Annotated in this window: 22 protein-coding genes, 1 tRNA gene and 1 pseudogene; 6 read left to right on the forward strand and 18 right to left on the reverse strand. The window is 60.6% G+C overall.

What is annotated here, in order from left to right; all coding sequences use genetic code 11:
- Positions 1-82: 82 nt before the first annotated feature.
- Complete coding sequence (sohB, locus tag ACM6HV_RS16255; RefSeq protein WP_041072698.1) at positions 83-1,114, reverse strand: protease SohB; 1,032 nt, start codon at positions 1,112-1,114, stop codon at positions 83-85.
- A 206-nt stretch (positions 1,115-1,320) separates the two neighbouring features.
- On the opposite strand from sohB, the gene ACM6HV_RS16260 reads away from it, so the two are divergent.
- Positions 1,321-2,031, forward strand: a complete 711-nt coding sequence (locus ACM6HV_RS16260; protein WP_145598431.1) for a histidine phosphatase family protein — start codon at positions 1,321-1,323, stop codon at positions 2,029-2,031.
- A 49-nt stretch (positions 2,032-2,080) separates the two neighbouring features.
- Complete coding sequence (locus tag ACM6HV_RS16265) at positions 2,081-2,398, forward strand: SCP2 sterol-binding domain-containing protein (protein WP_414904731.1); 318 nt, start codon at positions 2,081-2,083, stop codon at positions 2,396-2,398.
- A 57-nt stretch (positions 2,399-2,455) separates the two neighbouring features.
- On the opposite strand, the gene ACM6HV_RS16270 is transcribed toward ACM6HV_RS16265, so the two are convergent.
- The 13 genes from ACM6HV_RS16270 to ACM6HV_RS16330 form a co-directional block, all read right to left on the reverse strand.
- The gene (locus ACM6HV_RS16270; RefSeq protein ID WP_131671723.1) at positions 2,456-3,046 is read right to left on the reverse strand and encodes a hypothetical protein; all 591 of its coding nucleotides are present in this window, start codon (positions 3,044-3,046) and stop codon (positions 2,456-2,458) included.
- Positions 3,043-4,095, reverse strand: coding sequence for a hypothetical protein (locus ACM6HV_RS16275; RefSeq protein WP_414904732.1), 1,053 nt, complete (start codon positions 4,093-4,095; stop codon positions 3,043-3,045). Before ACM6HV_RS16275 ends, ACM6HV_RS16270 begins: the two co-directional genes overlap by 4 nt.
- Before the next feature lie 12 nt (positions 4,096-4,107).
- Positions 4,108-4,545, reverse strand: coding sequence for a PAAR domain-containing protein (locus ACM6HV_RS16280; protein WP_414904733.1), 438 nt, complete (start codon positions 4,543-4,545; stop codon positions 4,108-4,110).
- Between the two features lie 132 nt (positions 4,546-4,677).
- Positions 4,678-6,297, reverse strand: coding sequence for an ABC transporter ATP-binding protein (locus ACM6HV_RS16285; protein WP_414904734.1), 1,620 nt, complete (start codon positions 6,295-6,297; stop codon positions 4,678-4,680).
- 1 nt (position 6,298) lies between these two features.
- A complete protein-coding gene (locus ACM6HV_RS16290) occupies positions 6,299-7,321 on the reverse strand; it encodes an ABC transporter permease (RefSeq protein WP_414904735.1) in 1,023 nt (340 codons plus the stop codon).
- On the reverse strand, positions 7,321-8,385 hold the full coding sequence (locus ACM6HV_RS16295; protein WP_414904736.1) for a microcin C ABC transporter permease YejB: 1,065 nt from the start codon (positions 8,383-8,385) through the stop codon (positions 7,321-7,323). Before ACM6HV_RS16295 ends, ACM6HV_RS16290 begins: the two co-directional genes overlap by 1 nt.
- Complete coding sequence (locus tag ACM6HV_RS16300) at positions 8,372-10,222, reverse strand: extracellular solute-binding protein (RefSeq protein ID WP_414904737.1); 1,851 nt, start codon at positions 10,220-10,222, stop codon at positions 8,372-8,374. Before ACM6HV_RS16300 ends, ACM6HV_RS16295 begins: the two co-directional genes overlap by 14 nt.
- Positions 10,223-10,447: 225 nt before the next feature.
- Positions 10,448-13,090, reverse strand: coding sequence for a TonB-dependent receptor (locus ACM6HV_RS16305; protein ID WP_414904738.1), 2,643 nt, complete (start codon positions 13,088-13,090; stop codon positions 10,448-10,450).
- A 116-nt stretch (positions 13,091-13,206) separates the two neighbouring features.
- Positions 13,207-13,710, reverse strand: coding sequence for an RES family NAD+ phosphorylase (locus tag ACM6HV_RS16310; RefSeq protein WP_027613695.1), 504 nt, complete (start codon positions 13,708-13,710; stop codon positions 13,207-13,209).
- Positions 13,707-14,183: an antitoxin Xre/MbcA/ParS toxin-binding domain-containing protein gene (locus ACM6HV_RS16315; protein ID WP_414904739.1), complete on the reverse strand. Its 477-nt coding sequence runs from the start codon at positions 14,181-14,183 to the stop codon at positions 13,707-13,709. Before ACM6HV_RS16315 ends, ACM6HV_RS16310 begins: the two co-directional genes overlap by 4 nt.
- Before the next feature lie 269 nt (positions 14,184-14,452).
- Positions 14,453-17,374 carry a TonB-dependent receptor domain-containing protein gene (locus tag ACM6HV_RS16320; RefSeq protein ID WP_414904740.1) on the reverse strand — a complete coding sequence of 974 codons (2,922 nt, stop codon included), beginning with the start codon at positions 17,372-17,374 and terminating at the stop codon, positions 14,453-14,455.
- Positions 17,375-17,563: 189 nt separating this feature from the next.
- On the reverse strand, positions 17,564-18,526 hold the full coding sequence (locus ACM6HV_RS16325) for a FecR domain-containing protein (RefSeq protein ID WP_414904741.1): 963 nt from the start codon (positions 18,524-18,526) through the stop codon (positions 17,564-17,566).
- Entirely contained in the window at positions 18,523-19,032 is a 510-nt protein-coding gene (locus tag ACM6HV_RS16330; RefSeq protein WP_145598421.1) for a sigma-70 family RNA polymerase sigma factor, read from the reverse strand. The genes ACM6HV_RS16325 and ACM6HV_RS16330 overlap by 4 nt, the downstream gene beginning before the upstream one ends.
- Positions 19,033-19,327: 295 nt before the next feature.
- Here ACM6HV_RS16330 and ACM6HV_RS16335 point away from each other — a divergent pair, with 295 nt between their 5' ends.
- From ACM6HV_RS16335 to ACM6HV_RS16350, 4 genes are all read left to right on the forward strand, one after another.
- Positions 19,328-21,046 (forward strand): hydrogenase maturation protein, encoded by a 1,719-nt coding sequence (locus tag ACM6HV_RS16335; RefSeq protein WP_414904742.1) that lies wholly within the window; start codon positions 19,328-19,330, stop codon positions 21,044-21,046.
- A gap of 267 nt (positions 21,047-21,313) precedes the next feature.
- Positions 21,314-22,177: a LysR family transcriptional regulator gene (locus ACM6HV_RS16340; RefSeq protein WP_041072725.1), complete on the forward strand. Its 864-nt coding sequence runs from the start codon at positions 21,314-21,316 to the stop codon at positions 22,175-22,177.
- 112 nt (positions 22,178-22,289) lie between these two features.
- Positions 22,290-23,435 carry a sterol desaturase/SRPBCC family protein gene (locus ACM6HV_RS16345; protein WP_414904743.1) on the forward strand — a complete coding sequence of 382 codons (1,146 nt, stop codon included), beginning with the start codon at positions 22,290-22,292 and terminating at the stop codon, positions 23,433-23,435.
- On the forward strand, positions 23,432-24,502 hold the full coding sequence (locus ACM6HV_RS16350; protein ID WP_145598418.1) for an SMP-30/gluconolactonase/LRE family protein: 1,071 nt from the start codon (positions 23,432-23,434) through the stop codon (positions 24,500-24,502). Before ACM6HV_RS16345 ends, ACM6HV_RS16350 begins: the two co-directional genes overlap by 4 nt.
- A 65-nt stretch (positions 24,503-24,567) precedes the next feature.
- Here ACM6HV_RS16350 and ACM6HV_RS16355 read toward each other — a convergent pair whose 3' ends face one another.
- The 4 genes and pseudogenes from ACM6HV_RS16355 to mug form a co-directional block, all read right to left on the reverse strand.
- Positions 24,568-24,948 (reverse strand): RidA family protein, encoded by a 381-nt coding sequence (locus ACM6HV_RS16355; RefSeq protein WP_025113298.1) that lies wholly within the window; start codon positions 24,946-24,948, stop codon positions 24,568-24,570.
- Positions 24,949-25,120: 172 nt separating this feature from the next.
- Positions 25,121-25,195 (reverse strand) — tRNA-Gln (locus ACM6HV_RS16360).
- 138 nt (positions 25,196-25,333) lie between these two features.
- Positions 25,334-25,480: pseudogene (locus tag ACM6HV_RS16365) on the reverse strand (DUF1801 domain-containing protein); the annotation flags it as partial.
- Positions 25,416-25,985 carry a G/U mismatch-specific DNA glycosylase gene (mug, locus tag ACM6HV_RS16370; RefSeq protein WP_414904744.1) on the reverse strand — a complete coding sequence of 190 codons (570 nt, stop codon included), beginning with the start codon at positions 25,983-25,985 and terminating at the stop codon, positions 25,416-25,418. The pseudogene ACM6HV_RS16365 and the gene mug, both read right to left, overlap by 65 nt.
- Positions 25,986-26,005: the final 20 nt, after the last annotated feature.

Below are 26,005 nucleotides of genomic sequence, written 5' to 3' on the forward strand. Positions count from 1 at the left end.
AAACTTAAAAAATACATATATACCACCTCAATAAAAAAGGCCCTTCATTGCAGAACAATGAAGGGCCTTTTATGCAAGTGGCTTACCAGAAGCGTTGCTGGGTCAGGCGACTCCAGCCGTTCACCAACACGCGCTCCACCGAACCACTGGCGGCCATGCCGATGCGTTCCGGCAGGCTTTTGCGCTCGGCGTAATGCAGGTGGTAGACCTCGGCTTTCTTCGCCTTGTCGGCCAGGTATTCGTCGCTGGTCTTGAGTTCATCGACCAATTGTTTGTCCAGCGCCGCGACGCCCAGCCAGACTTCTCCGGTAGCCACTTCATCGATGGCCAGTTGTGGCCGATAACGGGCCACGAAGTTCTTGAACAACTGGTGGGTGATGTCCAGGTCTTCCTGAAACTTCTCCCGGCCCTTCTCGGTGTTTTCGCCAAATACGGTGAGGGTGCGCTTGTACTCACCCGCGGTCAGTACTTCGAAATCGATGTCGTGCTTTTTCAGCAGACGATTGACGTTGGGCAGCTGCGCGACCACCCCGATCGAGCCAAGAATCGCGAATGGCGCACTGATGATCTTCTCGCCAATGCACGCCATCATGTAACCGCCGCTGGCAGCGACCTTGTCGATGCACACGGTCAACGGCACGCCGGCCTCACGGATCCGCGCCAGTTGCGATGAGGCCAGACCGTAGCTGTGCACCATGCCGCCGCCACTTTCCAGGCGCAGCACCACTTCGTCCTTCGGCGTGGCGAGGGTCAGCAATGCAGTGATTTCGTGACGCAGGCTCTCGGTGGCCGAGGCCTTGATATCACCGTCGAAATCCAGCACGAACACCCGGGATTTGGCCTCGGGTTTGTTCTTTTGCTTCTTCTCGGACTTCTCCGATTTGGCCTGGCCCTTGCGCAGGGCCTTGAGCTGATCCTTGTCGAGCAGGGTCTGCTCCAGGCGCTCACGCAAGCCTTTATAGAAATCGTTGAGCTTGCTGACCTGCAACTGCCCGGACGACTTGCGCCGGCCCTTGCTGCGCAATGCAGCAAAACTGGCGAGCACCACCAGAATGGCGACCACCAGCGTTACGGTCTTGGCCAGGAAGCTGGCGTATTCGGTGAAAAACTCCACAGAGACTCCTTAAAACAATGCGCGGATGCACAAACACGCGCGGGATGGTTCCAGCATACCCATGCGCCGCCTCCTCGGCCAGCCGTGAAACCTCTGGCAACAGGCCTGTAACGGGCATTTCAAACAAGCGTATGTTTTTTCATTGACAGCACTCCGTCATCCTCATAACCTCGCCACAACCTTCAACGTACCGGGATGACGCGGACGTGGGCAGCATCTATCTGATTCGACATGGCCAGGCCTCCTTTGGTGCAGACGACTATGACGTCCTGTCGCCCATCGGTGTGCGCCAGGCAGAAATCCTCGGCCAGCACCTGGCCGAGTTGGGAATCCGTTTCGATCGCTGCCTGGCGGGCGACCTGCGCCGCCAGCAACACACGGCCAGCAGCGCGCTGGAGCAATTCAGCGCCAAGGGCCTGTCGGTACCGACGCTGGAGACCGACTCTGCGTTCAACGAGTTCGACGCCGACGCAGTGATTCGTGCCCTGATCCCCGCCATGCTGGAGGACGAGCCGGAAGCCATCGACATCCTGCGCAACGCCGCGCAGAACCGCGCCGAGTTCCAGCGCATCTTCGCGCTGGTCATCGAGCGCTGGCTGGCCGGCACCCATGACACCCCGGGGCTGGAAAGCTGGCTGGGTTTCGTCGAACGGGTTCAGGGGGGGCTCCAGCGCATCCTCGAGCAAGCCGACAGCAATCAGAAAGTCGCCGTGTTCACCTCCGGCGGCACCATTACCGCCCTGCTCCACCTGATTACCCAAATACCGGCCAGGCAGGCCTTTGAACTGAATTGGCAAATCGTCAACACCTCGCTCAACCAGCTGAAATTCCGCGGTCGCGAGGTGACTCTGGCTTCCTTCAACAGTCATGCGCACCTGCAACTGCTGAAGGCCCCGGAACTCATCACTTACCGTTGAGTCCGGATAACTGTGACCCTGCTGCAATCAACCCATAAAGGATCGAACCATGACCTCCGTAGCTGATGCCGTAAAAGCGATGCAAGCCAAGTTCAACCCAGCCGCCGCTGCCGGTCTGGATCTGGTCTTCGGTTTCAACATCACCGACGAAGACAAGCACTACGCGCTGATCGTCAAAGACGGTACTTGCGACATTCAGGAAGGCGAAATCGCCGACGCCAACTGCACGCTGGTACTGGACAGTGCAACGCTGAAAGACATCGTCAGCGGTGAAACCGACGGCATGCAAGCGTTCATGGGCGGCAAGCTGCGCGTTGAAGGCGACATGATGCTGTCGATGAAGCTGTCCGAGCTGTTCCCGTCGTAAGACTACGCCGCAGTACAAACAAATCCCGCCTTGATGGCGGGATTTGTCATTTCCGGGTCATTGGATGCCGGCGGCGTCCAGCTCCTTGAAGACCTGCCGATCGGCGATCTGGGTCTCACTCTCGGGGTACATCAACTGCACACTACCCCCTGGAATGATTTCACCGGTTTGCGCATCCCGGGCGAAAGTGATGACATACCGCTCACCCTGGTACTTCAGATAAATGTTGTAATAATCCTGCGGCTGATCCGGCGCTTCGAAAGCGCTGTAACGGTAGCGGATACGTGGAATCAGCATCGGCCATTCCTTGCCAAGCAAGTCACCATTGACCGGCGGATACGCCGCCTCGAGGGCCACAATGGCGCCAGCTACCAACTCATCGTTGTCGCTTGGCTTAAAAGGTAATGGTCTGTTACGCAGCATGGTTACAGCGCTTTTTTTTCCATCGACAACATCACTGCGGTACATATCGGTACGAAACCATTTTGTTGCATCAAAACGGTTTTCTTCCGGACTCCAGTCGCCGTAGTACATCATCACTTTCTCGCTCATTGCATCTTCCCTTGTGTGCAGATAGAGACCCATCGCACTAAAAACCAGCAAAAAGGCCGCTATGAGACCCACGCGCTTGTGAAAATTAACAGTCATGGTTGTGCCGGAAGCCCTTTTTTAAACTTCAGTTGCTGCTTTGGTGGCCCCAACGGCGTATTGCCTGAGCGCACCTTTCCGACAGCTCCATAATCGTCCAGCGGATAGCTCATGTTCTTTTCGTTTTTCGCGCGACTCTGGGCATGCATCAAAAGCTTTTTATCGTTTTCGTTAGCCAGCTCCGGTGGCTGAACCGGGGCTGTTTCGCCCGGCAGCTCCGCTGTGTCGTCCTTTTTTGACAATCTGTATTCAGCAAGACGCCGTTCGTAGCCAGCCTTCTTGATCATGAAAGCGGATTTGGCTCGATTATCCGACGCTACACGCGCCTTCGCCCCCTCCAGACCATCGCGCTCTGCATCACTGCCATATGTTTGGTCGTAAAGGCTGCGACGCGGGTAAGCATGAATGGTCGCCCCGGTTGCATCGGCAAGCTTCTGTGCAAGGCTGAGCTCGTAATGTTCCTGCCCCTCACTGACAAGCGCCGTCTCATCAACCCCCAACCCGGTTCGGCAAGCGTACGAAAAGATATTAGCGCCGAAGGCAAAGGCATCAGGCTGCAACTGGCTCGCTTGGGCAGGTCCAAAGCGATAGCTGGCATCCTTACCTTCGATTTCGTAACCGAACTCGATATTGAACACCACGCCGTGGGCAAAGATATCGAGCTGTTTGATCTCGCGCTTTTCCTCTACTCGCTTGTTTATGAAAGCAACCAGTTCAGCGGCGGAATCAATCTCAAGGTATTCGGCTCTGTATGTGTTGACGACCAGCTCTTTTAGCCTGGCGCGCATTTTGGGATCGTACTCCGCGACAAACAGCAGAAAAAAGGTTTTGTCCGCGGCCCCCTTTTTAAGATTCGAGTAGTCTCTCAACTGGCCAATACCTTGGTTGATGAAACTCATCTTGTTGCCGTAATTCCCGCGAAATTCCGTCCAGCGACTAATGTGGTAAGAGCCCACCACAGTTACATAATCGTATTTGAGTGTCCCCTTGACCTGCGTCGTGCCGTGCTGATCGCTTGTCTGAGCCTGTTTTTTCTTCGGTGGCGCCACGTCTGACCTTCCTTAGTAAGCAATGCCCAACGCATCCAGGTGAGCGGCGGCTTCCTTGCCCCATTGCACGACAACGGAAGTCGGATCGGCGGTGAACACTCGGGCGGCGTTGCCGTGGTTGTCGGTGTGCCCGACGAGGCGTTGGCCGTCGCCGGTTTCGATGCAATAGAGGATATCGGGAATGGCTTCGCCGGTGGTTTCGTCGACCAGCTGGAAGCGCTCGCTATGCTTGGGCACGGTAACGATCGGGGTGAACGGCGCGCCGCCGACTGCGGTGCCGACGAAAACGTCACCGGAGCCGGTGATGATCATGCCGCCATGAGCGGTGGCGCTGCCAAGAAAGGCAATGGGTTTGCCATTGATCAGGATGTTGCCGATGCCTTCGGTGACCGAGTCGCCGCAAGCCGTAGTATCGCCGACACGCAGCACCGGCATCCCGTTGATGTTCACGTTGGGCGAACCGCTGGTGCTTGGGTTGGTACCGTGACCGGCTACCGGCAGGCATTGAGATCGCTGAGTCGAGCGGCAGGTTTTGCCATCATCTACTTCCTTGTATTGGCCAGGGCGCGGAATGTACCGGAACTACACCACGGATAAAAGTCTGTCCGTATATGTCACAGGTAAAACCGACGTGACAAACGATGCCGCCAATAGCTCCTGCGTATAAGGATGCCGCGCCGCCGTAAACAGCTCATCCGTCCGACCACGCTCCACCACCTCCCCCTCCTTCATCACAATCAAGTCATGGGCCAACGCCCGTACCACCGCCAGGTCATGACTGATGAACAGGTAAGTCAGCCCATGCTCTTCCTGCAGTCGCCGCAATAAAGCAACGATCTGCTTCTGCACCGTGCGATCCAGCGCCGAGGTCGGCTCATCGAGCAAGATCAGATCCGGTTTGAGCACCAGCGCCCGGGCGATTGCAATCCGCTGCCGCTGGCCACCGGAGAACTCGTGCGGATAGCGATGTCGGTTGGCCGGATCCAGGCCAACCTCGCGCAGCACATCAATCACCGCCTGCTCACGCTCGGCAGCATTCAAATCGCTGTGCACCTGCAGCCCCTCGGCAATGATCTGCTCCACACACAGGCGCGGGCTGAGGCTGCCGAACGGATCCTGAAACACCACTTGCAGGCGCTTGCGCAGGGGGCGCAGCTGCTTGCCGCTCAACTGTTGCAGCGCCTCACCGGCAAAGCAAATGCTGCCCTCGGCGTCAATCAGGCGCAAAATCGCCTGACCCAAGGTCGACTTGCCCGAGCCCGACTCGCCGACAATCCCCAGCGTCTTGCCGCGCTGCAGGCTCAGATCAATGCCCTTCACCGCGTCCAGCCAGGTTTTGCGCCGCAGCCAACCGCCGCTCAGACGAAAACGCACCTTCAGACCGCGCACCTGCAACAAGTCCTCTGTCGCGTCGAGACACAAGGCATGCCCGCCCGGCTCGGCATTCAGCAATTCAATGCTGTAAGGATGCTGCGGCGCACTGAATAACTGCTCGCACGGCGCCTGTTCGACGATCCGTCCACCGCGCATCACCGCCACCCGCTGCGCGAGGGTGCGCACCAGATTGAGGTCGTGGCTGATGATCAGCAGCGCCATGCCCAGGCGCTGCTGCAATTTCTTGAGCAGCAACAGAATCCTGCGCTGCACCGTCACGTCCAGCGCAGTGGTGGGTTCGTCGGCGATCAACAATTGCGGCTCACAGCCCAGCGCCATGGCGATCATCACCCGTTGGCGCTGGCCGCCGGAGAGTTGATACGGATAGGCCTTGAGCCGTTCGCGCGGCTTCTGAATGCCGACCAGTTCGAGCAGTTCAAGCATCCGTTCACGGGCCTGCGCGCCCGCCAGGCCTTTGTGCAGCGCCAGGCTCTCGCCGAGCTGTCGTTCAATCGTGTGCAGCGGATTCAGCGAACTCATCGGTTCCTGAAAAATCATCGCGATACGGTTGCCGCGTAACTGGCGCAGATAACGCTCATGCACGCCGAGCAGCTCTTCGCCGGCATAACGAATGCTGCCGTCGATCCGCGTGATGTTCGGGTCGAGCAATTGCAGGATGCTGTGAGCGGTCACCGACTTGCCCGAGCCGGACTCGCCGACCAGTGCCAGGCATTCGCCCGGACGAATATCGAGGTCGATGCCATGCACCACAGGCTGGCCGTTGAATGCCACACGCAGGTTGCGGATTTCGATCAGGTTTTCGCTCATCTCAAGTCCTTGGATCATAAGCATCTCGGCAAGCCTCACCGATGAATACCAACAGAGAAAGAATCAGCGCCAGGGCAAAAAACGCCGTCAGCCCCAACCACGGCGCTTGCAGATTGCTCTTGCCCTGACCGATCAATTCGCCCAGCGAGGCGCTGCCGGCGGGCATGCCGAAACCGAGAAAATCCAGTGCCGACAGCGTGGCAATCGCTCCGGTGAGAATGAACGGCAGATACGTCAGGGTCGCGCTCATCGCATTGGGCAGGATGTGCCGACAGATCACCTGCACATCGCCAACGCCCAACGCCCGCGCGGCTTTCACGTATTCCAGACCGCGGCTGCGCAGGAACTCGGCGCGCACTACATCGACCAGACTCAGCCAGGAAAACAGCGCCATGATTCCCAGCAACCACCAGAAATTCGGCTCGACGAACCCGGACAGGATGATCAGCAGATACAACACCGGCAGCCCCGACCACACTTCCAGCAACCGCTGCCCGAGCAGATCGACCCAGCCACCGTAATAACCTTGCAAGGCACCGGCCGCAATGCCGATCAGCGCACTGGCGGCAGTCAGCGCCAAGGCAAACAGCAGCGACACCCGCGTACCGAAGATCACCCGCGCCAGCACATCCCGCGCCTGATCGTCGGTGCCCAGCCAGTTCTCGCAGCTCGGCGCACTCGGCGCCGGTTCAGTCAGGTCATAGTTGACCGTATCGAAACCGAACGGGATCGGCGCAAACCACATCCGCCCGCCCTGCCCCTCGATCAGTTGCCGCACCTGCGCGCTGCGATAGTCCGGCTGGAACGGCAGTTCGCCGGCGAAATCCTGCTCGGTGTAGCGCTTGAACGCCGGGAAATACCACTGGCCCTGATACTCGACCAGCAGCGGCTTGTCGTTGGCGATCAGCTCGCCGCCCAGGCTCAGACCGAACAACAGCAAAAACAGCCACAACGACCACCAGCCACGTCGATGCGCCTTGAACCGCGCCCAGCGCCGCTGTCCGATGGGAGATAGAGTCAGCATCAGGCAGTCCTCGCGGTGAAGTCGATGCGCGGGTCGACCAGCGTGTAGCACAGGTCGCCGAGCAGTTTTATCAGCAGGCCAAACAGGGTGAAGATGAACAGCGAACCGAACACCACCGGGTAGTCACGCGACACCGCCGCCTCGTAACTGAGACGGCCGAGGCCATCGAGGGAGAAGATCACTTCGATCAGCAACGAGCCGCCGAAAAATACCGTTACCAGCGCTTGGGGCAGCCCGGCGACCACCAGCAACATCGCGTTGCGGAACACATGACCGTACAACACCTGACGCTGGCTCAGGCCCTTGGCCCGCGCCGTCACCACGTACAGGCGTGAGATCTCGTTGAGAAAGCTGTTTTTGGTCAGAATCGTCAGCGTGGCGAATCCGCCGATCACCAGCGCGGTGACCGGCAGCACCAGATGCCAGAAGTAATCGGCAACCTTGCCCCACGGCGACAGCTCGGCGAAGTTGTCCGAGACCAGTCCGCGCACCGGAAACCAGTCCAGCGCGCTGCCACCGGCAAACACGATGATCAGCAGCAGCGCGAACAGAAAGCCCGGCATTGCGTAGCCGATGATGATCGCCACGCTGCTCCAGACATCGAACGCCGAACCTTTGTGCACGGCCTTGCGGATGCCCAGCGGAATCGACACCAGATAGGTGATCAACGTCGCCCACAGGCCCAGCGACAAGGTCACCGGGAGCTTTTGCCAGATCAGTTCGGTGACGCTGGCACCACGGAAAAAGCTCTGACCGAAATCCAGCTGCGCGTAGCTTTTGAGCATCAGCCACAGGCGTTCACCGGCGGGTTTGTCGAAGCCGTACTGACGCTCGATGTCGGCCACCAGTTTCGGGTCCAGGCCTCGGGTCGCGCGGGATTCGCCGCCAATGGTTTCGACATGACCGCCGCCCACCGCTGCGCTGACTCCGATGCCCTGCAAGCGCGCGATGGCCTGCTCCACCGGGCCACCCGGCGCGGCCTGCACGATCACGAAATTGACCAGCAGAATGGCGAGCAAAGTCGGCACGATCAGCAGCAGACGCCGCAGGCTATAACCCCACATGCGCATACTCCTTTTGCTGTTGCTGCATCTGCGTGGCGGTCAGCGCGGTCGGGCTGATTTCCCACCAGGTATCGAGCCCGGCGTCATACAGCGGCGCTGTCGCCGGGCGGCCAAAACGGTTCCACCACACCGTGGAAATTCCCGGCGGGTAGTAATTGGGAATCCAGTAGTAACCCCACTGCAACACCCGATCCAGGGCATGGGCATGGCGCAGCAGGCTTTCGCGGTTGTCGGCCTGCACCAGCCCTTCGAGCAAGGCATCTACCGCGGGATCACGCAGCACCATGTAGTTATTCGAGCCGGGATCGTCGGCGCCGTCGGAGCCGAAGTAATTGAACATCTCGCGCCCCGGCGCCTGGCTCACCGGGTAGCCGACCACGATCATGTCGTAGTCGCGATTGCGCACGCGATTGGTGTATTGCGCGGTGTCGACCTGGCGAATATCGAAGCCGACACCGATCTGCGCCAGGTTGCGCTTGAACGGCAGCAGCAGCCGTTCAAAACCCTTCTGACCGTTGAGAAAGGTGAACTGCAGCGGCTCGCCTTTGGCATTCACCAACTGATCGCCACAGGGTGTCCAGCCGGCGGCTTCGAGCAGTTTCAGGGCCTGTAACTGCTCGGCGCGAATGTTGCCGCTGCCGTCGGTTTTCGGCGCTTCGAAGACTTGCGTGAACACCTCGTCGGGGATTTTGCCGCGCCACGGTTCGAGGATTTTCAGTTCCTCGGCGTCCGGCAACTCGGTGGCCGCCAACGCGCTGTGCGAGAAGTAACTGCGCTGGCGCAAGTACATGCTGCGCATCATCTGCCGGTTGCTCCATTCGAAATCCCAGAGCATGGCGATCGCCTGCCGCACCCGGCGATCCTGAAACAGCGGTTTTTGCAGATTGAACACGAACCCCTGCGAACCTTGCGCGGCACCTGGCGCCAGATGTTCGCGGAGCAGTTTGCCCTGATCCAGCGCCGCGCCGGCATAGCCGATGGTGTAACTGGTTGCGGAAAATTCGCGGTTGTAGTCGAAGCCGCCAGCCTTGAGCACTTGCCGTGAAACATCGGTGTCGGCGAAGAACTCCACACTAAGGTGATCGAAGTTATACAGGCCGCGCGTGATCGGCAGGTCCTTGGCCCACCAGTCGGCAACGCGCTGAAATTTCACGCTGCGCCCGGCATCCACCGCGCTGATGCGGTACGGGCCGCTGCCCGGCGGGACCTCGAAACCGGCGCCCTCGGCGAAGTCGCGCGTGCGCCACCAGTGTTCGGGCAACACCGGCAGTGTCGCCAGATCCAGTGGCAAGGTGCGGCTGTCGTTGTTCTTGAAGTTGAAGCGCACTTGCGTCGGAGACTCCACCACCACCTCGGCGACATCACGAAACTGCTGGCGGTATTTGAGGCTGCCCTGGCTGATGAACAGTTCGAAGGTGTAACGCACGTCTTCGGCAGTGATTGGCGTGCCGTCGTCGAACCGGGCCTTGGGATTGAGGTAGAAGCGCAACCAGCGGCGATCTGCATCCAGTTCCATCTGCTGCGCCACCAGGCCGTAGACGCTGTAGGGTTCGTCCTTGCTGCGATAGGCCAGCGGCGCGTAGAGCCAGCCGTCGATGTCAGCGACGCCAGTGCCTTTGTCGATGTACGGAATCAGGTGATCGAACGGGCCGCTTTCCAGCGAGGAGCGGCGCAGTGTCCCGCCCTTGGGAGCGTCGGGATTGGTGTAAGCCAGGTGCTGGAAGTCCGGGGCGTATTTGGGGGCTTCGCCGTAGACCGTCAACGCGGGTTGTGGAGCGGCCCAATTGAATGGGCTTAGCAGCGCAAAAGCGCTGAACAGAATGAGCCTGGAGAACATTGGCAGATCCTTTTTTGCACGGCGCTGTTTATGGCCTCATCGCTGGCAAGCCAGCTCCCACAGGTTTTGCGGTGTTCACAAATCCCTGTGGGCGCTGGCTTGCCAGTGATGACGCCCTAACAATCACCAAACATCCTGCCTACCTGTGATGAGCAACAGGCCGGCGATTTTTATAGGGCAGGCTTAGATCAATAAGTGACTAAAACCTGCCACCCCTGGGCATTCTCAGAACTTGTAATTGACCCGCGTATACAACGTCCGCCCGAACGGGTCGCCGTACTTCGGGTCGTAGCCGCTCTGGAAGGTGTAGGTCTGGTTGCTGAACGGCGGCTCGCGGTCGAACAGGTTCTTCGCACCGAGGGTCACGCTCAGGGTTTTGCGCCAGGTGTAGGTGCCGGCCAGATCCCAGACGTTGTACGAGCCGACGTAATCGTGGGTCTCACGGTCGGAGTCGTGGTAACCGCTGGTGTAGCGGTTGGTCAGGGCGACGCCATAAGGGCCGTAGTTCCAGCTGCCGGTCAGGCTGTGGCGCCAGCGAGCCACAGCGCCGGCCGAGGAAAAGTCGCCGCCACGAAAATCGCCAAGCTTGTCGATGTAGTCGCCCTTGAGCTGCTGCTGGTACTCGTAGCGGCTGACATAGGTGCCTTGCAGGCCGATACCGAAGTTGCCGTACGGGGTGCTCGGCAAGCGGTAGTCGAAGCTGACGTCGACACCATTGGTCTTGATCTTGCCGAGGTTGGCCAGCCCCGTGACGATGTGATCAATGGAGCCGTCAGGCTTGCGCACCAGGCGATCCGGGTACAACTCCGGGTTTTCGAATACCGCTGACTCGGGGAATTCGGCGATCTGGTTGGCAATGTTGATCCACCAGAAGTCCAGCCCGGTGCTCAGGCGCTCGAACGGCTGATAGACGAAACCGAGGGTGACGTTGCGCGCGGTTTCCGGGCTCAGGTCCGTGTTGCCACCGGTGCGGCTGTAAAACTGCTGGGCGCAGTCGCGGTTGGCGATCCCGCCGTTACTCGGGTTGCCACCGGCACACAGTCGCGGGTCGTTGTAGTTGGCGACGGTGAACGTGGTGAAGTTCGGGTTGTACAACTCGTACAGCGACGGCGCGCGGAAGCCCTCGCTGTAAGCGCCACGCACCACCAACTCCTTGAACGGCTGGAAGCGGAACGAGTATTTCGGGTTGGTGGTGCTGCCGAAGTCACTGTACTTGTCGTGGCGCACGGCGGCGGACAACTCCAGGCTGTCGAGCACCGGCACGTTGACCTCGGCGTATTGCGCCGAGACGCTGCGATCCCCGGCGACGCTGGCATTGGGGTCGACACCCAGGCTTTGCACATCAGCGGCGAACTGGGCGAAGTCCTGGTGGAAATCTTCCTTGCGGTATTCGCCACCCAGCGCCAGCGCCGACGGGCCGGCGCCGAACCAATCGCCAATTTCGCGGCTGACACGCCCGTCAATCGCCTTCACCCGACCGACCGCCGTCGAGTAATCGCCGTCTACCGTGCTGGCCGCCAGCAACGCCTGTCCGGCAGCGGTCTGCGCGCCAAACGGGTTGATGATGCCATTGGCGATACCGGCACTGACGGCGCGGTCGTTGACGTAACCGGCCTCAATGGCATTCACCACTTTGTTCTGGTTGTACGACGCACCGACGTTATAGTCCCAACCCACCACGCTGCCATCGAAGTTCAACAGCAAACGCTGGCCAGTGTTGTCGTCTTCATGCTGGCGCGCGCCGACGGCGGTTTCTCGCCAGTTCACATCCACCGGTTGCGTCGGGTCGAGGGCGAAGCCGTTGGGGCCGGGGGTAATGCCGTTGCCGGGATAGAACGTCGTGCCGGGATTGACCTGATTGCCCATCAGCGTACCGGGGCCGATCTGTGTACGGTTTTCGTTGCGTGCCCAGAAGTATTCGAGGCTGACGTTGTGATCATCCGCGAGCTTGCCGGTGGCTTTGGCGAACGCCGAAGTCTTCTCGGTTTCCGGTACCAGATCGAGGTAGTTCCACAGGCTCTGGCGGCAGATACCGTTGCGCGCCAGCAAGCCCGGCGCGTTGCAACCGGCACCGGCCAACGGGTTGGTGGCGTTGCTGCCCTGACTCCAGTTCGCCGGCGAAGCGGTGCCGGAGGTGTAATCGAGACCGCGTCCGGGCTGATAGTTGTAGGTGTAGCCTCGGTCCTCGGCAGCCAGGCGTTGCTGCTTGTCGTAACTGACCACACCGAACACGTTGAAGCGGTCATTCTGCAAATCGCCAACGCCCCAACTGCCACTGAAGTTGCGGCTCTCACCGCCGCCGGCATGGGTCGGCGTGTCGTAATTGGTGCTGAGCTGACCTTCGGTGAGGCTGGTCTTGGTGATGAAGTTGATCACCCCTCCGATCGCATCGGTGCCGTACAACGCCGAAGCGCCGTCACGTAGCACTTCGACGCGATCAATGGCGGCGAACGGAATGGTGTTCAGGTCAACCCCGGACCCATTGATCGCGTTGGTCGCGTTGTTGCTCAGCCGCCGGCCATTGAGCAGCACCAGCGTCTTGTTCGGGCCGATGCCACGCAAATCGGCATACGACGCCCCGCCGCTGCTTGAACCCACTGAGCGGCCGGAACCGACCGAGGACTGGTTGGCAGAAATCCGGCTCACCAGTTCTTCCGTGGTGCTCACGCCCTGCTCGCGCAATTCTTCAACTCGCAGGATTGTGACCGGCACCGCGGTTTCTGCATCGACCCGGCGAATCGCGGTGCCGGTGACTTCAACCCGTTGCAGCTGGGTCGTGGGTTCGTCGGCAGCAACTGCCGGCAAGGTGTTGATCGCCAGCAGCAAGGCCAGGCTCAAACGGGATCTAACGGGTAAAAAATGGATCATGAACAGCCATCCCTGCGTTTTGGTTTATGCAGGGATGTGCAATGGACAGCAGGGTTTTATAGGGCCCGATTTAGACCGTTGGGTGATGAGGTTATGCAAAAAATGGCACGTGCGGATCAAGCCAGCTCCATCTCTCTCAGCAACCTTGTATCCAGCCCAAACCGTTCCTGGGAAACCATCCTGAACTGGCCCTCCGCCAATTCGCAGCTCACCAGCAAATTCCACGAGTGGCGGGTTGCCGCCGAGGGGATCAGTACAAATGGATGTTCTGCCAATAACGCATCGGCAAACAGTTGTTGATTGGGGGAAGGCTTGGCGGGGCTCAACCAATAAGGATTCGGCACATCCTCCGGCTGGACGATTTTCACTTTTGCTTCGCTGACGACCTCAAAACACGTGAGCACATAAGGTTCACTGTCCAGCGCATCAAAGCTGTGATTGGCTGCCACCTCCAGAATGGCCGACGACGGATCGACTGATGCATAAACGACTCGCCGCCCGGGTATGTTCCATCGGCCACCATTGAGATTCGAACCCATCCCGCTGTCCCACGTCCCGCCATAAACCTCGGGGTCCAGCCGCCAGGCATACCAGTGCTCGTCCCAGGGCAAGGGATTCATGTGTAAACCCCGTATATCAGTTGCCCCAGATACTGCTCCACCATCTGAAACCCCAGTGAATGCCGAATAAACTCCACCGGTACGCGACCGTTCAGGTAGGTGCTGGGCTTGCGCAGCCACTCCTCGGCCCGTGACTGCCTCCCGAAGGCGCGAGTGGCCTTTTCCAGCACCAAGGCATATTGGTAGGCGACGACGCTCTGCTGCGGGTCAAGCCGTACCGTTTTACCTTCCTTCAGTAATCGGCGTACGGTGCTGACCGACTTGCCGGTGATGCGTTTGACCATGTCGCCTCGCAGATAAAGCTCAGAGGTTGAAAGCATGTTGACGACATCGTTCAGCTCAAAACCTTCGTCGGTCAGGTCGACGATCAGAAAGGCATCGTCACCTATGTTCCGGCCATTCACGAGCACGTCGACAGGTCTGCCCTCGGCCCTCTTTACCCCCGTCAGCCGGGGCACCTTGACGCTGGGCATCGCGACATCCTCCATGGGGCATCTGGCACGATCGGTGCGCCAGTGAAGGCGATGGGAATAAGCAGGCGTTTCGTATTCGAGGTGGGGAGTTCGCATAATCCATCCGTTATCAGAGGCCTGAGCGTCCAAGCCGTTTACGACTTCAATGTCATATCCGATGCTATAGATCACGCTTCCGACGACCAACCTGAGATTGTCGTCGGAAATATCCCCGTTTCTGCAAAAAACTCCCCCGTTTCCGTAGGACGTTACTCACATATTCCACGTGCTCAACTGCCGAAGTGATAACTCACATCCAGCCACCACTGCCGCCCGTACGGGTCGTAGTTGCCGGTCGGGTAATACGGCCAGCCGGCGGAGTCGTCGTGCTTGATCTGGTTGAGCACATTGTTCACGGTCAGGCCGACACTGGCGCGGTCGTTGAGTTTGTAGCGGGCGCTGGCGTTGAACACCGTCCATGGCGACAAACGCCCGTCGCCCGCGCCATTGGTCACCGAGCCGTAACGAATGCCCATCAGCGTCGCCGTGGCCTTCTGGTAATCCCAGGTCAGGCTGGCGTTGACCTTGCTGCGCCAGTCGTAGTTGGTGCGCGAGGTGCGCCAGTCCTGAGTCGGTGCTTCGTCCGACTCCTTGTAGTAATGCGACAGCACCAGGGTGTAGCCCAGCGCCGAACTGAACGCCCCGTACTGACCGGCGCCCCAGCGGATGTTGCTCTTGAAGTCCAGACCGCTGACCCGCTCGCTGGCGGCGTTGATCGCGTTGACCCGCACCCGTTGCAACTGATTCGGATCGATGGCGGCATTCCCCGGGTTGCGGTCGATGCGCGCCAGGGTCGACTGGCAGTTGGCCGAGTTGATGTCCTGGGTGCCGTTGCGGCATTCGTTCTCTTGCTGCAACAGACGGTTTTCGTCGACGGTGGTCAGCAGGTCATCGATCTCGACCCGCCAGAAATCCGTGGAGAAATCGAAATTGCGCGACGGCGACCAGACAAAACCGTAGGTCCAGGATTTGCCGCGTTCGGACTCAAGGTCTGGCGTGCCGCTCTGGGTGTAATCGACCCGACCGCGATCACACGCGCCCTGCACGCCCTGGCTGCAACCGTAGTAGTCGATCTGCGCCGGGTAGTAACCGTTGCTGTCGGACTGGTAGATGTAGTTCAGATCCGGCGCGCGGAAACTGGTGCCGTAACTGCCACGCAGCAACAGACTGGTGATCGGGCGCCATTCCAGGCCGAGGTTGTAGGTTTTCTGCTGCTCGCTGCGGCCGCTGAATTTGTACTGGTCCCAACGTCCGGCGGCAGTGGCCAGCACGGTGTCAGTGACCGGAATGCTGAACTCGCCACCGGCGGCGTAACGCTTGCGCGAACCACCGGAGCTTTGTGCCGGGCTCACACCATAGAAAGTGCCGTCATTCAGACCGTCGTCCGGGTCGACGCGATATTCCTGCTTGCCCGCTTCCAGCACCCCGGCAAATCCGACCGGGCCGGCCGGCAGATCAAAAAGATCGCCATTGATCGAGGCGTTGTAGCTGGTGGAAACCGACTTGCTGCGCTGGGTCAGGTTGCTGCGAAACTGCTCCCACTCTTGTGGCGTCAGCGGACGATCAAGCCGCGAGGCGTCCGGGGCGAACACCGGGTAACCGTCACGCGTGCCCAGTTGCGGGCCGAGGTAGAAATCCTGAATCGAGGACAGCGGCGTGTAGCGCGTGGTTCTGACGCTGCGATATTCCGAGCGGTTGGCCGCCAGGTCATAACGCCAGCCGGAGTCGGCAATCTTGTCCGAGAGGCCGAGGGTGCCGGTCCACGACGTGTCGGTCCACTTGCTGTTGTTGCTGGTGCGGCCACCGATTTCCTCTTCGCCGTAACGGCGATACCAGCGCTCGAGATTGCCGCTGTTCTGGTTGATGAAGTCCGGCGAAGTAAACGTCGGGCCACGGGTGTTGTTCTGAATGTGATCGAGGCCATACATCAAATCGGCAAACACCTGACCGCTGTCGCTGAAATGCCAAGTGCCACGGGTGTAGCCGTCGTAGTTTTCCTTTTGCGTCTGAATGGTCCAGTAATCGTTGTACATCTGATCGGTGCGGCAGCGTCCGCCGTTGTTCAGCAGCTTGTTGTCGAAGGTGCCTTGATAGGCGCCGCAACCAGGGCCGAGGTAGCGGTTGTTGCTCAGGTCGCGACGGTAACCGACGTCCGCCAGCGGACCGCTCTGCATGAAGCCGCGATCGTCGGCCCAGATCGGATCGCGGTTGGTCAGCTCCAGGCCGAACAAGCCGTCGAAGTCGCCCCAACTGCCGCCGCCGCTGATTTGCAGGCGCTGATTGTCGCCACCGCCACGCTCGCTGGTGCCGCCCTTGAGATTGACGTCGATGCCATTGATCTGCTTCTTGAGGATGATGTTGACCACCCCGGCAATTGCGTCCGAACCGTAGATTGCCGAGGCGCCGCTGCTGAGAATTTCGATGCGTTCGATGACTGCTGAGGGAATGTTTGCCAGGTTGGTGAAGTTGACTTTGCCGTCGTACGGCGTCGGGTAATCGGCGACGCGCCGGCCGTTGATCAGCACCAACGTGTGATTGGGGCCGAGGCCCCGCAGGTTGATCGCGCTGGCCGCCGGTTGCCAGGTGTTGCCGTAGTCCTCGCCCTGGGTCATGCCGGTGTTTTGCGTCTGCGTCGCCAAGGCGTCATAGACGTTCTTGTAGCCGCGCGCTTCCATCTCTTCGTGGGTGATGACGTTGACCGGGGTCGCGCCATCGCTCTGTGCACGAGCGATTCGCGAGCCGGTGACGGTGACTTTTTCCATGCGGTAATCGGCGCTGGTGGCCGGGGCCACGGCGCTGACTTTGGCCGCTACCGGCGTACTCGCCGCGCCTTCGCGCACGCTCAGGCCCTGGGCACTCTGCTCGACATGCAGGCCACTGCCGAGCAACGCTTTCTCGACCGCCTGACGCCCGCCCAACGCACCGCGCACGGCACTGCTGCGTTTGCCCTCCACCAGATTCTGACTGAAGGAAATCGGTACGCCGGTCTGGCGCGAGATATCCAGCAAGACCTCATCCAGCGGGCCGCTGGCGATGTCGAAGGTGTAGACCTGGGCCGCAGAATCCTGCGCATACACCGCGATCGGCCCCAGCCCCATCGCCAGTGCGGCGGCGAGGGTCAGGCGAGGTAATTGTTGTTTGAATGAAATCATCAAGGGCTCCCTGTTGAAGGCGTCTGCAGGGAATGAGCAGCGGGCCGGCGCTTTTTATAGGGCGGCGATTAGGCCAAGAAGTCATAAACCTATAACCGGACTCCACACACATCATGTAGGAGCTGCCGAAGGCTGCGATCTTTTGATTTTCGCTTTTAAAGATCAAAAGATCGCAGCCTGCGGCAGCTCCTACAGGGTGTTAGGTGGAATTGAGGGTTCGATGCTGACCCAGTAGGGGTTGTGCCATGTGACGCGAATCGGCAGCGAGCGCTCCAGCAGTTGCAGGGTGCGGTCACTGTCATCAAGCGGATAGAGACCGCTCAGGCGCAGATCGGCCACCTCGGGACTCAGGTGCAGAATGCCCCGGCGATAGCGGCGCAGGCTGTCGATCACCTCGCTCAGTGGTCGGTCGCGCACTTCCAGGCGACCTTGCACCCAGGCGCTTTCCTGTCCGTTGCTGTGCTCAAGCGCCAGAATGTCCTGAGCATTGAACAGCAGACTCTCCCCCGCCTCCACCACTTGCCGCGCACCGCCGGCGGTGACCACTTCGACCTGCGAATGCAGCATCACCAGCCGCGTAAAATCGTCGCCCTGTTGCACGAGAAATTTGGTGCCCAGCGCCCGCATCCGCCCATGTTCGGTCTCGACCACGAACGGCCGCGCGGGATCCTTGGCGACGTTCACCAGCAACTCACCCGAGCGTAACGCCAACAAGCGTTGAGTCGCATCGAATTGCGCTACCACCCGCGTGCGGGCATTCAGACTCAGTGCACTGCCATCCTCCAGGGTAAAGTCGCGCCGCTCGCCGGTGTCGGTCGCCAACTCCCCCGCTTCCGGCAGCCAGCCGTAGCGGCGCCCGAGCAATCCGGCCAGCACGGCAATCCCGAGCACACTCAGGCTACCGCTGAGAAAACGCCGCCGACTCGACGGCGCATTCAGGCTGTGCAACAGACTGTTGCGTGGCAGCCCGCGCAAGTCCGGATGGCGCAGCAGGTTCAAACCGCCGTCCATTTGTTCGATGATCCGCTGATGTCGCGGGTCGGCTGCCCGCCACGCGTCGAACGCCGCACGCTCGCCAGCGCTGGCTTCACCGGACTGCAACAGCGCCATCCACTGCGCCGCCTCATCGATCACCGCGTCGTCCGGCCTCATGCCTGCATCGCCTGATAGCAGCGTTTGAACGCCTCGACCATGTATTGCTGCACCCGACTGGTGGAAACCCCAAGCCGTTCGCCGATTTCGCTGTAGGTCAAACCGTCGAGCTGATGGTAGAGAAACGCCGCTTTGGCCTTGGCCGACAAGCCATTGAGCAGGCGATCGACCGCCAACAGCGCTTCGATCACCAGCGCGCGTTCCTCCGGCGATGGATGCACCGGTTCCGGCGCCAGGGCCAGGCTTTCCAGATAGGCGCGTTCCAGGTCCTGGCGACGCCAGCCTTCATACATCAGCCGTCGGGCGATGGTGGTCAACAGCGCCCTGGGTTCACGGATCGCGGTCGGGTCCGGCAGGGTCAATACCCGCAGAAAAGTTTCCGAGGCGATGTCCTGCGCACTGTGCGGGCAACCCAGCGTGCGGCCAACGGCAGCGCACAGCCAGCGATAGTCCTTTTGGAACATTTGCCCAATCATCCGGTCATGCGGGTTTTGAACATCACCCATGTCTTGCTCCCTGAAACGGGTCCCACCCGCTGCGAAAAACTATCGTTCTGCCGGGATCGTCCGACTCCTGATCTGGCGCGACTGTGCAATAGCGCTGCTTACATTTGAAGTAATAAAAAATCAGGACAGTCAAACCTTTGAGAATAAGGAACTTGCTCGCCGGGGAAATATTGACTCACACAACGTTGACCCGGATCAGTTGCCAGCGCTGCAGCACTGACTAATCTGCGCGCTCCATCGAATGCCAGGGACGGCTCATCAGGAGCCCACGGCAGCCCTTTCAAGGAAGAAAAACATGCGATCACTGAAGATTATTCTGCTGTCCTCGGCCTTCAACGGCCTGACTCAACGCGCCTGGCTGGAACTGCGCCAGGCCGGGCACTCGCCCAGCGTTGTGGTGTTCACCGACGAGGCTTCGGTGTGCGAACAGATCGAACACAGCGGCGCCGATCTGGTGATCTGCCCGTTCCTCAAGGACCGCGTGCCGCAAGCGCTGTGGAGCAATCTCCGGCGGCCGGTGGTGATCATTCATCCGGGCATCGTCGGCGATCGTGGCGCCAGCGCGCTGGACTGGGCGATCACCAACGAACTCACAAGTTGGGGCGTGACCGCCCTGCAAGCGGTGGAGGAAATGGATGCCGGCCCGGTCTGGGCCACCTGCGAATTCAATCTGCCGCCGGGCTTGCGCAAATCCGAGCTGTACAACGGTCGGGTCAGCGATGCGGCGATTCGCTGTATTCGCGAAGTGGTCGAAAAATTCATCGACGGCTTTGTCCCTGCCGCACTGGATTACAGCGACCCCAAAGTCCGTGGCCGCCTGCAAACGAACATGAAGCAGGCCGACCGCACCTTCAGCTGGCACGATTGCTCGCGGTTCATCAAACGCTGCATCGACGCCGCCGACGGCCAGCCCGGTGTACTGGCGAGCCTGGCGGGCGGGCAATATTACGTGTACGACGCGCACCTCGATCAACGCACCGGCATCCCCGGCAAGATCCTCGCGGTGCATGACGATGCGGTGCTGGTTGCCACCGGTGATCACAGCCTGTGGATCGGTTCGTTGCGGCGCAAACCACTGCCCGGCGAAGAAACCTTCAAGCAACCGGCGCGGCACGTGCTGGCCGGGCAACTGGCTGACGTGCCGACGCTCGACTGGTCAATCGCCCGCGAGCCGTTCAATGAGGAGGCGTATCAGCCGATCCGCTACCGTGAATCCGGGCATGTCGGGGAGCTGACCTTCGAGTTCTACAACGGCGCGATGAGCACCGAACAGTGTCAGCGTATGGTCGAGGCGCTGCGCTGGGCCAAATCGCGGGACACCCGCGTGCTGTTGATCAAGGGCGGGCGCGGCAGTTTTTCCAACGGTGTGCACCTGAACGTGATCCAGGCCGCGCAGGATCCGGGCGCCGAGGCCTGGGCCAATATTCAGGCGATCGACGATGTCTGCGCCGAGCTGCTCAGCGCGCAGCAACTGGTGGTCAGCGGCGTGACCGGCAATGCCGGTGCCGGCGGCGTGATGCTCGCACTGGCCGCCGACATCGTGTTTGCCCGGGCCGACATCGTGCTCAATCCGCATTACAAAAGCATGGGCCTGTATGGTTCGGAATACTGGACCTACAGCCTGCCCCGCGCCGTCGGCCCGACGGTGGCCGAACAACTGACCCAGGCCTGCCTGCCAATCAGCGCCACGCAGGCGCTGCAACTGGGCATGGTCCAGGAGATCGGTCCGCGCTGCCCGGACGAGTTTTCGTTATGGTTGCTGCAACGGGCCAACGCGGCATTGACCGACCCGACCTATGCCGCCGTGCGTGAGCGCAAATTGCGGGTTGATCAGGTGCTGATCGAGCAATGCCGGGAAAACGAACTGCAGGAAATGCAGGAAGACATGCTCTACAACCGCAACCAGTTTGCCGAGAAGTGCAGCCACTTCGTCTACAAGCGCAAGGCCTGCGGTACGCCGGCGCGGCTGGTGGAAGACTGGGCGCGGGTGCGCAAGGTTGAGTTGGCGGGTTGAGCTTCAGCGCCCACTGAGGCCTCATCGCTGGCAAGCCAGACTCCCACCGGGTTCTGCGTCCGACACAGTAGCTGTGGGAGCTGGCTTGCCAGCGATGGCGGTGTGTCGGGCGACACTGGTTTGGCAGACATTCCGCCTTCGCGAGCAGGCTCACTCCTGCAGGGGTTTGCATCACTCACGAAATCCATGGAAACCGCAGCGCAATGAACGATGACGCGGTGGCGAGCCGACACTTACAATGCCCGCACCTCAGATACCGGCCCGCCCATGGACATCGACCTCGCCCGCACCTTTCTGGAAATCGTCCGCCACGGCAGCCTCGCCGCGGCGGCGCAGAAGTTGTTCGTCACACAAACGGCGATCACCGCCCGGGTGCAGAAGCTCGAAAGTCAGCTGGGCAGCACGCTGTTCGTGCGCAACCGCGCCGGGGCGAAACTGACCGCCAATGGCGAGGCCTTCGTGGTCTACGCCAATCAACTGGTGCAGACCTGGGAAGCCGCGCGGCGCGACCTGCCGCTGCTGGACGGCTATCACAACGTGCTGCACATAGGCGGCGAAGTCAGCCTGTGCAACCCGTTGATGCTCAGCTGGGCCGCCGAACTGCGCGAAAAAATCCCCGGGCATGCCCTGCGCATGGAAATCCGCGACGGCGAAAACCTGCTGCGCCAACTCGAACTCGGTGTGCTCGATGCCGCGCTGGTCTATCAGCCGGAATATTGGCCCGGCCTGCAAGTCGAGCAGGTACTGGAAGAAAAACTGATTCTGGTGCGTGCGCCAAACCGCCCGGATCCTTACGTCTACATCGACTGGGGGCCGGACTTCCGTCGCCAGCATGACGCAGCACTGCCAGACAAGGCCAAAGCCGCGCTGAGTTTCAACCTCGGCCCGCTGGCCCTGCAATACATCCTCGAACACGGCGGCAGCGGCTACTTTCGCACCCGTGTGGTGCGCAGCTATCTGGAAACCGGCGCGCTGGAAGCGGTGACCAAAGCCCCGGAATTCGGCTATCCAACCTATCTGGTGTACGCCCGCGAGCGAGACTCGGCGACCCTGCAACAGGCCTTCGATCTGTTGCGCCAGGTGATCGAGACCGATGACGACTGGTCGCAGCGCTGGAACCCGTTGAGCTGAATCGGCCGCTTTACACCGGAGCATGGCGCAACTGACCTCAAGGTCCGCCCTGCACAAACGGCCCGATCGGCTAATCTGCCGGGTATAACAACAATACCCGCAGGTGAACGCATTGAGGCAGACCACCGAGGCATTCCGCAGCCGCTACCGTGCGGCCATTCATCCGTTGTACAACCCGTGGCTGCACGGCGCCTTCGTGCTGCTGTTCGGCGTGGTGGCGATCGGCGCCTTCTGGAGCAGCGCACGTCAGGTACAGCCACTGGAATGGCTGAGCGTGCCACTGACCCTGCTGTTGTTCAACGTTGGCGTGTACATGGTCCATCGCCATCTCGGCCACCACAAAAAGACGTTCGCCAAGCTGTTCTATGCGCGGCATGCCGGAGACCACCACAGCTTTTTCACTCCCGGCCACATGACCTACGAAGGCGCTCGCGACTGGCGGGTGATTCTGTTTCCGGCTTGGCTCATCGTCGTGCATACGCTGCTTTTCACCCTGCCGCTCTGGTGGCTGCTCGCACAGTTCAACGCCAATGTCGCCGGGCTGTTCGGCGGCTGCATGGTGCTGGGCTACCTGACCTACGAGGTGTTTCACGCCTGCGAACATCTGCCGCCCGATAATCCGCTGACCCGCCTGCCGTGGATCCGCCAGATGCGTCATCTGCATGAACTGCATCACCGTCGCGAGTGCATGCAGGAACGCAATTTCAATATCGTTCTGCCGTTGATGGATTACCTGTTCGGCACCCTGTACTGGGAGCCGCAACCCGCCCCGTTGCGCCATTCGAGACCCGCCATGACCCGCATGCAGCACCAGATCGATATCGCCGGCGAACCCATCGCCGTGCTTCGCTACGCTGCCAGCGTCAACCACTGGCCGCAGTGGCATCCCTCGTCGCTGAAGATCGACGGCCCGCCAGGCCCGCTGCACGCCGGCGCACGTTTCGAAGAAGACATTCATGCCGGCGGGCGTGCCGGTCATTTGCGCTGGGAGGTCACCGAGTATCTGCCCGGCCGGCGCTGGTGCGCGCGGGCGCGCGGTGACCACGGTCTGTCGTTGCGACTGACCTACGAATGCACAGCCGAAGGCGACGGCACACGGTTCGTGCGCACCCTGGATTATCGCTTCGACGGCCTGGGCATGCGCGTTGCCAACCTGTTGCTGTTGAAGCGCCGCATCGAACGTGAATCGGCCACATCGATGCACGCTCTGCGCGACATGGCACTCAAGCACCTGACGCTGACGGGGCAACATTCATGAAGCGCCTGCTGTTACTGCTGGTCGTCCTCGTCATCGCGTTCTTGCTGTTGATGCCAACCAGGGTTCAACCGGTGGCGTGGAAACCGCCAGCGGCACCGTCACTGAGCGAAGGGATATATGCCGAAAACCAGCGACTCAAAGCCGTCGAACAGATTGGCCCGGGCGACATCGACGGCCCGGAAGCGCTGCTGCTGGAAGGCGACTTCCTGATCACGGGCCTGCATGACGGGCGGCTGATTCGCACCAGCCTTGATGGCAAGACACGCCAAGTCCTGAGCGACACGGGCGGCCGCCCTCTTGGGCTGGCGCGGCATCCCAACGGTCTGCTGGTGATTGCCGACGCGGTCAAAGGCCTGCTCTCGCTCGACGCGCAGGGTCGACTGATTCCTCTGACGACCGAGGCCAATGGCCTGCCCTTCGGTTTTACCGACGACGTGGCGATCGACAAGTCCGGGCACTACGCCTATTTCAGCGACGCCAGCAGCCGCTGGGGCTATGGGCACGACGGTGAGGCGATCATCGAACATGGCGGTGACGGGCGTTTGCTGCGCTACGACTTTCAGACCGGCAAGACCAGCGTGCTGCTGGACAAATTGCAGTTTGCCAACGGCGTGACACTCGGCCCGGACGACGCTTATGTGCTGGTCAACGAAACCGGCGCCTACCGCATCAGTCGTTACTGGCTGACGGGCCCCAAGGCTGGCACCCATGACCTGTTCATCGACAACCTGCCCGGTTTGCCGGACAACCTCGCGTTCAATGGCAGCAACCGCTTCTGGGTCGCCCTCTACGCACCGCGCAGTGCCTTGCTCGACGGCACCGCCGGGCATCCGTGGGTGCGCACGATGATCGTCCGGGCACTGACTGTGCTGCCCAAACCGGTGGAGAAACGCGGGTTTGTGCTGGGGCTGGATCTGCAGGGCAAGGTGATCGCCAATCTGCAGGATGCCAGCAGCGGCAATTACTCGCCGATCACCACGGCGCGCGAGTATGGGGACTGGCTGTACCTGGGTTCACTGAAAGCCAGGCACATGGCGCGGTTGCCGCTGGCTGATGCGCTGAAGTAAGTGCAAGACGAGTGCTGGATGGCCGGGCGTCATCGCTGGCCAACCAGCACGATTTTGCAGGTTGATCAGGCCTTGGCGGCCATCGCGGTGACTTCCACGCGCATGCCTTCCACCGCCAGCGACGCCACGCCCACCGCCGCGCGCACCGGCCATGGCTTGGCGAAGAAGCGCTTGTAGACTTCATTGAACGCAGCGCGGTCGGCCATGTCGGTGAGGTAAATGGTCAGGTGCATCACCCGATCCATCGAACTGCCCGCCCGCTCCAGCGCCACTTTCAGCGCCTGCAGGGTGCATTCGCTTTGCAGGGTGATATCCCCCAGTTCCAGGCTGCCATCGGCGCGGGTCGGGATCTGGGTCGAGACCAGAATGCCGTTGAAACCGACAACATCCGAGGAAATCGAATCCGCATCCGGATCAGGGGTGAAGCTGAGGTCGTGATTAGCCATGTAAGTCTCTTGTCTGGAGAGAGTGAGGGTCGCCGGCCAACAACCCGCCGGGACTTTTCGCGGGGCAGTTTACAACAGTCTTCCGGTACGGCTCAGGCAACCCTCGCTGCCGAACAAAAATCGCGAGCATAAAAAAACGCCAGCCCTTTCGGACTGGCGTTTTTTCTGAATATGGCAGGGGCGGCTGGATTCGAACCAACGCATGGCAGGATCAAAACCTGCTGCCTTACCGCTTGGCGACGCCCCTGTATCTCAAGCTCTGTAACAAGCTCTGCGAGAATGGGCCGCAATTTACCAACCTTTTTTTGATCTGGGAAGCCCCGAGTGCAAAAAAAATTGTTTTAAAACAGCCAGTTATTTTCTGAATCAAGGCAACCGCCACGATTCACTTCGACACCTTCAGCGCAATCGCCTTGCGTATCAGCGCTTTCAAGGCCTGCGCATCGACCGGATCGCCCTCGTGAAAATCAATCGCCCGGCGGGTGTTGCCCTCCAGGCTGGCGTTGAACAACCCCGCTGGATCGGCCAGCGATCAATGCCTGATGCAATTCCTGATAGGCCGCGACCAATTGCTCAAGAGAGAAGGCCCGATTGCGCCCACTGGGATTAGGCAATACCCACACGTGCGCGCCACCCAAAGTCTTCGCCTGCGCTCCCCACGCCACCACTTTCTGCCCCGACAACGCGGCATACGCAGCCTTGCCGAGAAACGCCACATAACGCGGCGCATAGCGGCTGATCTTCTGTTCAAAGCCCAGAGCCGCCGCGGCGAATTCCTGCGCCGCCAACTGATCTGCCCGCGCCGTCGGCCGCTCGACCACCGCCGTCAAGCCGCAGCCAAATTGCAGGATGCTTTGATCGTCCTCCGCCTGCACCTCATGCGGCGTAAACCCGGCGAGATGCAAGGTGCGCCAGAAGCGATTCCCGCGTCCGGCAAAATGATGCCCCTGCGCCGCCGCGAGTAACCCCGGATTGATCCCGCAGAACACCACCGAAAGCCCCGACGCCAGAATGTCTTCCAGCCTTTCACCCGCCATGCGCCCGCCCCTCGCTCGCA

Origin of the sequence: Pseudomonas sp. IT-P260, assembly GCF_949768395.1 — a bacterium.
GTDB classification, from domain to species: domain Bacteria; phylum Pseudomonadota; class Gammaproteobacteria; order Pseudomonadales; family Pseudomonadaceae; genus Aquipseudomonas; species Aquipseudomonas parakoreensis.